We start from the raw sequence: 11,969 nt of genomic DNA, 5'->3' as shown, positions 1-11,969 counted from the left end.
GCTCGCGCCCCGCGTGGCCGCGGCCCTTGGCGCCGGCCACATCGCCGACGTCACCGCCATCGAGGCTTCCTTCGATGGCGGCGACGTCGGCTTCATCCGCCCGCTCTACGCCGGCAAGGCGTTCGAGCGGCGCAGCTTCGTGCCGGGCAGACCGTGGGTCATCACGGTCCGCCCGAACAACCTGCCTGCGGCCGAGCCGCTGGAATCGGCCGCTGGCCATACGGCTGCCGTGAAGGAACTCCCCTTCACGGTGCCGCCGCTTTATACCGCCGTGCGCGGACTCGTCCGCCGCACGAGCGGCCAGCTCGATCTCGCCGAAGCCGACGTCGTCGTTTCCGGCGGGCGAGGCGTGCGCAGCACGGCGGGCTTCGAGCCGCTGCATGCGCTCGCGTCCGTGCTCGGCGGCGCGGTCGGTGCCTCCCGCGGCGCCTGCGACGCAGGCTATTGCGACTATGCCCAGCAAATTGGGCAGACCGGCAAAGTCGTCACGCCGCAGCTCTATATCGCCTGCGGCATCAGCGGCGCCATCCAGCACCTGGCCGGCATGAGCCAGTCGCGCGTCATCGTCGCCATCAACAAAGACCCCGACGCGCCCATCTTCGGCGTCGCCGACTACGGCATCGTAGGCGACCTCTTCGAGGTCGTCCCGCTGCTAACCGCCGAGCTCCAACGCGCTCGCGCATAAACATCAACACCTTTTAATCCCTTTAGCACACTCTCCCCTCTACTCAGGAAATATCAATTTTCTTGAGCTGGAAGGGAGAGTGTCCCCTCTTTCTCTCGTACTTCCCTCTTAACCTCACCTTTCACACGACTCCCCCCTGCTCCCTATGCTTGGCCAACTATATGTTTTCATCCGTTTATCACACTCTCCCCTTTACTCAGAAACCATCCGCCAGCCTGCTCCGCATCTCATCTTCATCTCCCCTTCTAATGTTCGTCCTGATCTAAAGGGAGAGTGTGCTAATGCCGATTTATAGCTTTACCTTCTTCCTGACCTGACGGGAGAATGCGATAAAGCCGATTTTTAAAGCTTCCTTCAATTTCGCTCTACAGAACAAAAAAACGGCAAAGCTAGGTATTCCCTTGAGATGCCGGCTCGGATTGAGCTCTGGCTTTCATACAAGGAACAGCTAGATTGCCGTTTCATATTTCTTATCGTTCGCTCGTTTGTTTATGCGTAATCGATTCGGATTTCCCGGATGCAGTCGGGTGACTCGAACCATTCGTCGTGGACCGCGTTAGTGACGGGGTAGGCGCGCATCAGATAGGTATCCATTGCTTCCAAATGCTTGCGTAAGCCGGCGAATTCCGTCAGCTTCGGATCGAGCCAATCTTCGATCCCTTCTTCATCTAAAATAACGGGAACGCGGGGCTGCCATACCGACATTGCGCCCGAAGAAGCCGCGGTAATGATGGTGAAGGCGCGAACCTCTTGTCCTCTCGCATCCTTCCACGAATCATATATAGCAGCGACGCCGAATACCGGTTGATTCGGGAGGACAACATGCATCGCCCGGGGGTCTCGCTCCTGCCCGATTTGCTTGCGGCCGAAGAAGCCGCTGCATGGCAGGACGCAGCGCTGCTTGCGAAGCATCCGGTCCAAAAACGGCTTTTGAGACAACGTCGTATGATCGGCATTCACCGAATCCTTCGCCCAGAACGGAAATAGCCCCCATCTCGACTCCTGCATCGTACGTTTCCCAAAGCGATCATTCATCACAATCGACACATTCTGTGTCGGCGACACGTTGAACCGATTCGTATACCCCCGAACTACTTTACTTACTTGAAACATCTCCACCATATCGCCAATTTCTCCCGTTAACGAAAACCGTTCAATCATCGCGCACTCTCCTTCAGCGTTGTTGAAACCAGTTTTTGTTAGCTGAAGGAAAATTATTCATGAACGTCGTTAACTTCTACATCGTGAATCGCTTGCGGAACTTGAGCGGCGGCATGCCTGTATTGGAAGCGAAGAGCCGCGAGAAATGCGGCGTCTGTCGGAAGCCCGTTTCCTCCGCTACGCGAGCGATCGTCCAGTCCGTCTTAATGAGCAGCAGCTTAGCCTGATCCAATCGGTAATAGAGCAAATATTGCTGCGGGGTACAGCCGAACACCTCAGTCATCGAGCGTGTAATGTAATTCGTATGAAGCTGCAGCACCTCGCTCAGCATCGTATTGCTGATCGGATTGCGATAATTAAGTTTCAAATATGCGGCAGCCCTCTCCGCGACGGATACAGCAGCCTTCGCCGCATCCGAGCGCCAGCCCTCGTCAAGCATTTGCAGCAAATGCAGAAACCGTTGCTGACGATCCCAGAATGCGCCATGCGACGAACTCTTGGCCGCCTCATGCAACTGAGAGAATATAACCTTGGCCTCATCCGGATACGTAAGCTTCATATGCTTCGGCAGCCTAATCGCATATGTATAATAGTCGCCTCGGAGCGAGCCCGACTGACTGCCCTCCGTCTCTTCCCATGCGCCGACTGTCTGAAAATGAACCCAGTCAAACACCGTATTTTCCGAGCAAGGCTTCGTTGAATAATGCCAACGATCGGGACGCAAAATGAGCACGTCTCCCGGACCTAGCGTCCATCTGCGATTTTCTTCGGCTACATGAAGCGACCCCTCATTTACAAATAACAAATCAAATACGCCTAAGTTGGAACGATTCGGATGCTCCTCGCCAACTCGATAGGTTAATCGATTCGATTCTATAAAAAATGGCAGCGGCGGCGAACGAAATGTTAGCAATAATTCCTCTGTCAACCTGATCTCTCCCATTAGCTTCTTATATGACCCTAGCAACTACTGCCATGTTACTTGAAATCGGATTCAATTGTCTATAACAAACAACAAATAAGCAGGTTAAGAGTTTTCCCGTCGGGATTGTTCTCAACCTGCTCTTCTTCTCGTATCCTCAATTGACTTGTGCCGTATCTATCAGAGGCAACAAACTTTTGGCCAGGCTCATATAGTCTAGCGATTGCAAGAGAGTTGCCTCATCGGGATGATACGCGTGTCTTTTGCCATTATGCAAGGACAAGATCTCAATTGAAGCTGGAAGCGACTCGAACGCATGCGCACATAACACCGTTGTCATGTGGAAGAACGTGGAGACCGTTGCTTCATTTGCTTCGAAAACGAATTTTTGAACCTTGTAGCCGTTCGCGGCCGAATCACGACTGTTGTCCTCGATAATAAGCTGAATAATTTGCGAGAGCTCCATGTCTATAGACGGTACATAGACGCTAAACTGCTCGAAGCAAACGATCGGTTCGCATGCTTGGTTCTCTCCTGTGAGAAACGCTGCTAGTTGCGAAATCACTTGCTGCTTCGTTTGCAAAAAATGCTCATTGGAATGAAATTTATAATTTCGATTACTCCACCGCCGCTCAATAATAGCCGCTATTGACTGCTCTGTTCGAGCTTCTATTGGCAGTGTGTAGAACTCGTTCACGCAATGGCTAGCCGCATATTGGGCCAACTGCTGCCAGTTCACATCCCGCTCCCGCTCGCTGTTGCGGCGAGGATTGCGAAGCAGCTCTTCCAGCTTGTAATCCTCTAACCGTAATACCTCATGTGTCTGACTCATCGGAACGGCCGCCCTTCTGCCCTAGTTAACCAGCAACTGCAACGAGGCCTGCGATCTGGCGTCCGACGCTCTTGCCCGCTTCTAATTCTTCGTTCGAAGGGTTATATTCGAACTTGATGCTTTCAGCGACGATGACCGCTCCTAGCTCCTTAAGCTTCTCTTCGATCGTATCGACTGCTCCGCAGTAGATCGGATATGACGTGTCGCCTGAGCCGAATACGGCAGCCTTCTTGCCTGACAGATCAAGTCCCTCCATTCCATCATAGAAATCGATGAACTCGTCGGGCAGTTCTCCGTCTCCCCACGTATATGCGCCGATAATAATACCGTCATACTCAAGCAGCTCTGCAGCGGAAGCATCGAATGCCTCCTTCGACACGACCTCTGCTCCTGCCTCGGCAGCCCCGGCGGCTATCGCTTCCGCCATTTCTTCCGTGTTGCCTGTCATGCTTGCATATACTACTAATACTTTTGGCACCTTATCAGCCTCCGTCTTTTACTATCCTCTATTCAACGTTTGAATCCCTTGGAACAACGTCGCCATATAAATACTGTCACCCTGCAGATCAATATCCGTAACCGGGCAACCCAGCTTCACCGAGAGCAGCGTCACCTGCTGTCTCATATAAGCAAGTCGGAATAATCCCTTATCGGTACATACAAAAATGTCATTTCCTTTGGCTTGCACAGAGAATATAAACGGCTTACCGAAGCGAATCCGATTGAAACGCCCCTTTTTATCTCCGATTAACAACTCGCCTTTATCGCTCGTTCCGATTAGATGACCTCTATATACGGCCAAGCTTGTAACGCTCGCCTCCAGCTCGAAATGCGTCCAATCGTCCATAAAGCGATCATATAGCGAAATACCGCTCTCATGGGCAATAACAAGATATTGAGGTAAGTTGATGAAATCATACACTCGCTTATCCGAACAAGCTGCTTTCTCCCAGCCCCCGGCGCCTTTCGCCCACAACCCGTACTCCGTTGCCGCATAGGAAGTTCCGCCGATCAGACGGTATTGATAGCAGGGGATTGTCAGACCATCGTTCACCCACTCGCTGCCATCCCATTCATACAAGCCGTCGCTTGTGCAAGCATGAAGCAGGTCGAGCTGCAATTGCAGTCGATTAACCGATGTCCCTTCCGGCATTCCGTTCCCTAACTTCACCCATTTCTCTGAAGCATCAATCGCATAGATCCCATGACCAACCGAAGCCGCGTACAAGAAGTCAGGACCTGCCTTGATCGATGAAAAGGGGAACAGCAGCCAATTCCATGGCCTGCTCGTTTCCGTTTGCATAAGTTTCTCTCCTTTATTCTCAGTTGCTCGCTTGTTGTGCTGTTGCTGCTTCACATTATTTATTCAACCGCGAATACGCTCCGCGTCAATGGATTATTGTTATCTGCACGTTTATGCTCTAGGGATACTTCTCCCTTTGGCGTCCGTGCAATTGTTGCTTCGTCTCCGGCAATTCGGTTCTCCTCATGCAGCAAAACGCTTATTTCCCGTTTATTCGTTACCATCTCGTAAAGCAAGCCCACTCATGAAACCTCCTGCCTGGTTAACGCAACAAACTTTCGTTGTGTTGATAATGATTATCACTTTCGTATTTATGATAACTATTCTCAGTTCCGATGTCAATACATCCACCGCATCTTCTCCCTGAAACTACCATGTATTTTAAACCAAATAGAAACCGCCCACAGATGTGGGCGGTTTCTATTTATTCCTTTGAATCATTATTATAAATTCAACTTCAACTGCAGCTTAAATAGAATACTTATATGGTCGTCCGTGAACTGGACATCCTGTAAGGTCACAACGTCTTGCTGCGGCAAATCTAGCGGAATGACTTGCGTCTCTAGCATCCGCAGCGGCAAATGGATATCCTTGACGGTCAACGCCCTAGGCCGAAGCACGATGTTCGGCGATTGCCACTCCAGTTTGTATTCGGCCTGCAATTGCACGGGCACACGATCCTTGTAAGTAACGTTAAGCTTCGCAACCAGACGATCGCCTTCCAAATCGAAAGCGGCGCCGTCCAGCGTTGTATCCGGAGCAAGCGGCTCGGCGGATGCGGACATATGCATTTTGACCAAGTTATTGATATCCGCTTCGGTCAGTACAAGCTCAGGCTTCAGCTTCTTGATCATGTCGAGCGCCTTGTCCTTCACACTGATTGGCTCATACGACATCGTGAGCGCCTCATCCGGCTCGACGTAGGATACGAGCCACCAGCCTCCGCAGGCGAGCAGCAGGATAAGGATACCGATTAGGATAGCTAATCTTTTGAGTGCTTTGCGCATGGTTTGCCTCCTATTCGTCAATTTCTTAGGGCAGAGAATGCGGTCATTCGGTAATGAAGGTGCTATAATAGACCGATAATTATGGATATTCATACAGATCGAGAGGATGGACGCCATGAGTCAACACGTTGAACCTTCACCCCGCATCGGACTTGAAGAAATTGTACATGCCCAGATGCATTTGAAAGATGTCATTACACGCACGCCGCTGCAATACAATCGTGTGCTCTCCGAGCGTTACGGCTGCAACCTACTGCTTAAACGCGAGGATTTGCAGATCGTCCGATCGTTCAAAATACGCGGTGCTTACCATCTTATCCGCTCCCTGTCTCCTGAGACACTGGAGAAAGGCGTTATCTGTGCAAGCGCAGGCAATCACGCTCAGGGTGTGGCTTATTCCTGTCAGGCACTCGGTATTCCCGGCAAAATCTATATGCCAAGCACTACGCCGCGCCAGAAAGTGAGCCAAGTGTCCTTCTTCGGCGGTTCACAGGTCGAGGTCATATTGACCGGCGATACGTTCGATGACGCTTACGCAGAAGCGGTCGCCGAAAGCGAGCGCAGCGGTATGTCCTTCGTTCATCCGTTCGACGATGCCAAGATAATCGCAGGCAACGGTACGATCGGCCAAGAGATTATGGAAGCTGCCGATTCGGTTCCCGATTACGTCTTCTTAACGGTCGGCGGCGGCGGCTTGGCGGCGGGTGTCGCTTCTTATATTAAGATAGTATCGCCTACGACGAAGATCATCGGCATCGAGCCCGAAGGCGCCCCTTCTCTTCGCGTCTCGCTTGACCATGGCGAAGTTACGCCGCTCGATCAAATCGACAAGTTCGTAGACGGCGCTGCCGTCAAACGGGTAGGCGATCTCACATTTGCGATATGCAAGGAACTTCTTGATGACGTCGTTGCTGTTCCCGAAGGCAAAGTATGTACGACGATGCTCGACCTCTACAACGAGAATGCAATCGTTGCCGAGCCTGCCGGCGCACTGCCGATTGCCGCGCTTGAAGCGTTCCGCGATCAGATCGCGGGTAAGACGGTTGTATGCATTGTAAGCGGCGGCAATAACGATATCGATAGGATGCAAGAAATTAAGGAGCGTTCGCTCATCTATGAAGGCTTGAAGCATTATTTCATGTTGAGCTTCCCTCAGCGCGCCGGCGCGTTGCGCGAGTTTCTCGACCAAGTGCTTGGGCCAAATGACGATATTACTAGGTTCGAGTACACGAAGAAGCATAATAAGGACAATGGTCCCGCTCTCGTCGGTATTGAACTGAAGCATCGCGACGACTATATCCCGCTCGTGGAGCGTATGTCGCGCAAAGGCTTCCAGTTCGTCGAGTTGAACAAGGACCCTGTCTTGTTTAATCTGTTGATTTGATTGGTAGTTTAGCGCCCCTGCCGGCTTGCGGCGGGGGCGCTTTGTTAATAGCGCAAAGTTGTTGCGCTATTCGACGTTTCGGGGCTGCTTGAAGAGGAATAGCGTAATATTTTTATGCTATTCCTTCACTATGCAGCACCGCCAGTCCGCTCTCCTACCAGGCGTAGGCGCGAGGCGCGTCGCCGCCCGGGCCAGGGAAGATCTCGTCGATGCGCTTCAGCGCCGACTCGTCGAGCTTAATCTCAACCGCGCGCAACGAGCGCTTGAACTGGTCGAGCGTGCGTACCCCGATGATCGGAGCCGTCACGGCTGGGTTCGCGAGCAGCCACGCCAGCGACACAAGATCCTCCGGCTCGCCGAGCTCGTCGCAGAACTTGGCATACGCGTCAAGCTTCTCGCGATGTTGGTCCAGGCGCTTCGAGTCGCCGCTGCGGCGCCCTCCGTCCTTGCGGCGATGGTTGCCGGCGAGCAAGCCGCCGTCAAGCGGACTCCACGGGATTACGCCGAGGCCAAGCGCCTGCGATGCCGGGAGCACTTCAAGCTCAGGCAATCTGCATAGCAGATTGTACTTGTGCTGCTCGGATACAAGACCGATATGACCTCTCGCTTTCGCTTCTCCTTGGGCTACTGCAATATCCCAGCCTGCGAAGTTACTTGAGCCTACGTAGCCAATCTTTCCTTGCGCTTCCGCGTTCTCGAACGCTCTCCACAGCTCGTTCCAATCCACGCTGCGATCAACGTGATGCATTTGATAAAGCTCAATATGATCGGTCTGGAGACGCTTCAGAGAGCTCTCCAAATGTCTGCGAATCTTGTATGCGGACAATCCCGCCTCGCGGTTAGGTCCGTCATGGGCGTCATGCATATCGCCATATACTTTCGTTGCAAGCACGGTGCGCTCGCGTCTGCCGTCGCCTTGTTTGAACCAGCGTCCGATGATTTCTTCCGTACGCCCGGAGTTTTCGCCCCAGCCATAAATGTTAGCGGTGTCAAAAAAGTTAATGCCCGCCTCCAAAGCGGCATCCATAATCCGGAATGATTCCTTCTCGTCCGTATCTACTCCAAAGTTCATCGTACCGAGACATAAGCGGCTTACGTTTAGACCTGAACGACCTAGCTTCGTATACTCCATCTTCGTTATCGCTCCTTCAAATTTTAGATAGGCGGATATTAAATCCATTATACAAAAATAATATAAAGGAAACCAACCGTAGTTCACGCTGAGATGACAAATGCCCGCTACACTATCGGCAGGAGGTGTGCCTATGCTTCGTTTCGACTATAATCGGCATCCTAAATTGTTGATTCTATACGCTTCTTACGGTGATGGACATTTGCAGGTGTCCCGCGCCATCCAAGGCGCGCTCGAGGAAAGGGGCAATTATCGCTCCTCTATGATTGACCTGATGGCCGAATCACACCCTTGGCTCAACGAGGTAACACGGCGCTTCTATCAACAAAGCTATACCCGCATGCCTTCTCTTTATGGCTGGATGTACGACGTTACGAAGCCGATTAAGCACGACTCTCTGCTTGGCGGACTGCTCCATTCTTTCGGCAGTGAGAAAATAAGACGGATCATCGCCGCCGAGCGGCCCGACGCGGTTATCCATACGTTCCCGCTGCTGGCCGTTCCGCCCATTACGCGCAGGCGTCGGGCGGTGTTTCACCCGCCCTCTTACGCCGTCATAACCGACTTCGATCTGCATCGCCGCTGGGTGCATCCTAGCATTGACCGCTATTATGTCGCGACGGATGACTTGAAGCGCGAGCTTGGTCATATCGGCATTCCAGGCAGCCGTGTGCAAGTGAGCGGCATTCCGCTGCGACGCAGCTTCCGCATGCTGGACGCATCGGATATGCTGTATGCCCGTTACGGCCTCTCCCCTGATCGCCCGGTCATCCTAATGATGCCCGGTGCGCAAGGCACGCTTGCCGATACCGGGGACATCTGCAGCCTGCTGCTGCGGCATCCAAGGTTGCAGATCGCGCTCGTCTGCGGACGCAACGAGCAGCTCAGGGCCGCTGCGCTGGAACAGTTCGCCTTCCACCCCGAGGCGGACCGGCTGCAGGTGTTCGGCTTCATCGATACGATTCACGAGCTGATGTCCCTTGCTTCCTGCATCGTCACGAAACCCGGCGGCGTCACGCTGTCCGAGGCGATTGCCGCCAGGCTGCCTATATTCGTTTATCGTCCGGTTCCCGGACAAGAGAAACAGAATGCGAAGTACCTATCGTCGAAGGGCGCTGCCACTATAACACGCAACCCAGCCGAGCTTTGCGCGCAAATTATGAAACTGATTGACGATCCGATACGTTTAACTAACAGCAGGATATTAATCGAACAGCTTCAGACGGCGCAAACGGCAGCGGACAGCATTGTTTCGGACATTTTGGCGAGACATACTATGGTGGGCAGAGCTTCTATCTTGTAATATAAGGAGCTTATCCGTGCCTACAAAACAAAGCCGCTGGTTTGGAGCGGAGATGACTCTCATCTCCATCATTATGTTCTTCGTCGAATTCGTCCGCGGCGCTGTGCTTGTCAGCCTGCTGCCGATCTACGGAGCGAAGACGCTTGGGCTCTCCCCTGACGTGATCGGCGTCGCCATATCCGCTCACTACATTACCGACACGCTGCTCAAGATTGCAATCGGCTATTTGCTGGACCGATTCTCCATGCGTCTCATCGTTCAGGTCGGACTCTTCATATCGCTTATTGGCGTCTACCTGCTGCAATTCGCCGATCTGCCTTGGATGTTCATTGGCGCGGCCGCCATCTACGGTATCGGCATGTCGCCGATCTGGATCGTCTGCCTCACCAAAGTGACCGAAGGAAATCGCGGCACGCAGATGGGCTTCCTGTATACGATTTGGTTCGTCGGCCTTGGAAGCGGACCGATTGTTTGTAATATTTTGCTCGATTACAGCTCTTCGTTCACGTACACGCTGCTTGTCAGTCTCTCGGTGCTCGCCTGCCTGCTTTCCTTGTTCATGAGCAAGCAGCGCGCGCAGAAACGCGAATTTCTGCCGATGCGCGAGCAGCTTGGCGTGCTTAAGGGCAGAATGAGCCAAATGAAACTGCTGCTGCCGGGCATGATCCTGCAGACGATGGGGGCAAGCATGCTCGTTCCGATATTGCCGGCTTTCGCGGAAAGCCGGCTCGGCATATCGGGTGCGCAATATTCCGTCCTGCTGACAGTCGGCGGCGCTTGCGCCGCCATCGGCCTTATTCCAATGGGCAAGCTGTCGGACAAGCTGGGCGGAAGGAAATGGTTTCTCGTGTGCGGCTTCGGTTTCTTCGCATTCGCATTGTACATGCTGGCATGGGGACTATCCTTTTGGTATTGTTTACTTATAGCAATGGCGCTCGGATTGTCCTATGCCACCGTGCTCCCTTCCTGGAATGCGCTGCTTGCGGCTTATGTGCCGCCGAAGCAAGAGGGGCTTGGTTGGGGAATACTGTCCACCGTTGAAGGAATCGGCGTCATGATTGGCCCAGTAGCCGGAGGACTGATTGCCACTTGGAATGGCGAGACGTCAGTCGTTTGGTTCAGCGCCGTTCTGTTCGGCCTTATCGGCCTCTTTTACCTATGGTTTCCGTTCCATGGTCTTCGGGCGGGCGGGACTGCTACAAACAAGTAGATCGGAGTTAACTTATGAATGAATGGCAGGAATGGCTGCATTATTTGAAACATATGGATTTGGATCAAATTCAACGAACGCTGGAGAGCTACTCTCAGCTGGGGCCCTTACCCGGATTGCTCTTGCCGTTGCTCGAGTCCTTCCTGCCCTTCTTGCCGCTGATCGTCATCGTAGCCGCCAATGCCAATATTTACGGTCTTGGCTTCGGCTTCTTATTCTCCTGGATCGGCGCGGCGGCAGGTGCTTTATGCGTATTCTGGATTAGCCGCAAGCTCGGAAGACGATTCAAAGGCTGGGTCATGCGCCGCTTCCCGAAGTCGGAGCGCTTCTTCACTTGGGTCGAACATCGCGGTTTCACACCGCTGTTCCTGCTAGCTTGCTTCCCATTCACGCCCTCCATTATCATTACCGTCGTATCCGGTATAAGCAATGTGCCGTTCAAGACGTTCATGCTCGCAACGCTGCTCGGCAAAGCGGTCATGATCTTCAGCATATCGCTAATTAGCTTCGATATCGGCAATCTAATCGATGAGCCTTGGCGCATATTCGTTACGATTACGGCCGTTCTCGTTATGTGGTTCGGCGGCAAAAAGTTGGAGTCGCGTTATCAAGTTAACTGATGAGTTGAGGTGAACGAAAATGACAACCTTGGCAGCAGCGGTACTGCATACGCAGCTTCTGTTCTCCTGGTTCGGCTTCGGCGCCACGGCAATCGTCCTGCTGGTGGCGTTCCTGTTGCTTGCGGGGATGATCTTCTTCATACGCATCGCTTCCAGCGGCGAGGACAAGCATGCCGAAATACGCGAGATGGTCGAGACGTTATTCGGCACGCCCGCTCATCTTCGAGCTGCCCCGCCGAGCGACGCCTCGCCTTCCGCATCTTCATCACTGTCACCTCTCGCGAAACCCGCGGCTTCCTTCTCGGAGCCTTGCCCAGCTTGCGGTGAGACCGTCACTCAGAACGACGTCCACTGTCCCTCCTGCGATCTCCGCTTGCTCTAAGCCTTCCTTACTGCACTCATACAATTCC

General features: G+C 53.1%; 14 protein-coding genes. 6 read left to right on the top strand and 8 right to left on the bottom strand.

The genetic code is table 11. The annotated features are described in order from the left end of the window. Positions 1-685: electron transfer flavoprotein subunit alpha/FixB family protein (locus V8F51_RS29415; protein WP_337104077.1), on the top strand; the 685-nt coding region annotated here is incomplete at its 5' end. 489 nt (positions 686-1,174) lie between these two features. Here V8F51_RS29415 and V8F51_RS29410 read toward each other — a convergent pair. The 7 genes from V8F51_RS29410 to V8F51_RS29380 all read right to left on the bottom strand — a co-directional run bounded on the left by V8F51_RS29410 (position 1,175) and on the right by V8F51_RS29380 (position 5,910). Then, entirely contained in the window at positions 1,175-1,846 is a 672-nt protein-coding gene (locus V8F51_RS29410) for an SOS response-associated peptidase (protein WP_337104076.1), read from the bottom strand. Positions 1,847-1,922: 76 nt separating this feature from the next. After that, positions 1,923-2,774, bottom strand: coding sequence for an AraC family transcriptional regulator (locus tag V8F51_RS29405; RefSeq protein WP_337104075.1), 852 nt, complete (start codon positions 2,772-2,774; stop codon positions 1,923-1,925). A 151-nt stretch (positions 2,775-2,925) separates the two neighbouring features. Continuing rightward, positions 2,926-3,600, bottom strand: a complete 675-nt coding sequence (locus V8F51_RS29400; RefSeq protein WP_337104074.1) for a hypothetical protein — start codon at positions 3,598-3,600, stop codon at positions 2,926-2,928. 25 nt (positions 3,601-3,625) lie between these two features. Beyond that, positions 3,626-4,078, bottom strand: a complete 453-nt coding sequence (locus V8F51_RS29395; RefSeq protein ID WP_337104073.1) for a flavodoxin — start codon at positions 4,076-4,078, stop codon at positions 3,626-3,628. 21 nt (positions 4,079-4,099) lie between these two features. Then, on the bottom strand, positions 4,100-4,903 hold the full coding sequence (locus tag V8F51_RS29390) for a hypothetical protein (protein WP_337104072.1): 804 nt from the start codon (positions 4,901-4,903) through the stop codon (positions 4,100-4,102). 59 nt (positions 4,904-4,962) lie between these two features. Then, positions 4,963-5,145 (bottom strand): hypothetical protein, encoded by a 183-nt coding sequence (locus V8F51_RS29385; RefSeq protein WP_337104071.1) that lies wholly within the window; start codon positions 5,143-5,145, stop codon positions 4,963-4,965. Between the two features lie 201 nt (positions 5,146-5,346). Beyond that, complete coding sequence (locus V8F51_RS29380) at positions 5,347-5,910, bottom strand: hypothetical protein (protein WP_337104070.1); 564 nt, start codon at positions 5,908-5,910, stop codon at positions 5,347-5,349. A 115-nt stretch (positions 5,911-6,025) separates the two neighbouring features. Between V8F51_RS29380 and ilvA the strand changes: the two genes are divergently transcribed. Further along, positions 6,026-7,294 carry a threonine ammonia-lyase IlvA gene (ilvA, locus tag V8F51_RS29375; RefSeq protein ID WP_337104069.1) on the top strand — a complete coding sequence of 423 codons (1,269 nt, stop codon included), beginning with the start codon at positions 6,026-6,028 and terminating at the stop codon, positions 7,292-7,294. A gap of 154 nt (positions 7,295-7,448) precedes the next feature. On the opposite strand, the gene V8F51_RS29370 is transcribed toward ilvA, so the two are convergent. After that, positions 7,449-8,426, bottom strand: a complete 978-nt coding sequence (locus tag V8F51_RS29370) for an aldo/keto reductase (RefSeq protein ID WP_337104068.1) — start codon at positions 8,424-8,426, stop codon at positions 7,449-7,451. A gap of 133 nt (positions 8,427-8,559) precedes the next feature. On the opposite strand from V8F51_RS29370, the gene V8F51_RS29365 reads away from it, so the two are divergent. Genes V8F51_RS29365 through V8F51_RS29350 form a run of 4 tightly spaced genes read left to right on the top strand, consistent with a single transcriptional unit; the run spans position 8,560 to position 11,941 of the window. Further along, entirely contained in the window at positions 8,560-9,729 is a 1,170-nt protein-coding gene (locus V8F51_RS29365; protein WP_337104067.1) for an MGDG synthase family glycosyltransferase, read from the top strand. Positions 9,730-9,745: 16 nt separating this feature from the next. Continuing rightward, a complete protein-coding gene (locus V8F51_RS29360; protein WP_337104066.1) occupies positions 9,746-10,939 on the top strand; it encodes an MFS transporter in 1,194 nt (397 codons plus the stop codon). A gap of 14 nt (positions 10,940-10,953) precedes the next feature. Next, positions 10,954-11,559, top strand: coding sequence for a TVP38/TMEM64 family protein (locus tag V8F51_RS29355; RefSeq protein ID WP_337104065.1), 606 nt, complete (start codon positions 10,954-10,956; stop codon positions 11,557-11,559). A 19-nt stretch (positions 11,560-11,578) separates the two neighbouring features. After that, entirely contained in the window at positions 11,579-11,941 is a 363-nt protein-coding gene (locus tag V8F51_RS29350) for a hypothetical protein (RefSeq protein ID WP_337104064.1), read from the top strand. The last annotated feature ends 28 nt before the right edge of the window (positions 11,942-11,969 follow it).

Origin of the sequence: Paenibacillus sp. YIM B09110 (assembly GCF_037167145.1) — a bacterium.
GTDB lineage: Bacteria > Bacillota > Bacilli > Paenibacillales > Paenibacillaceae > Pristimantibacillus.
This window is presented reverse-complemented; position numbering and strand designations above follow the sequence as displayed.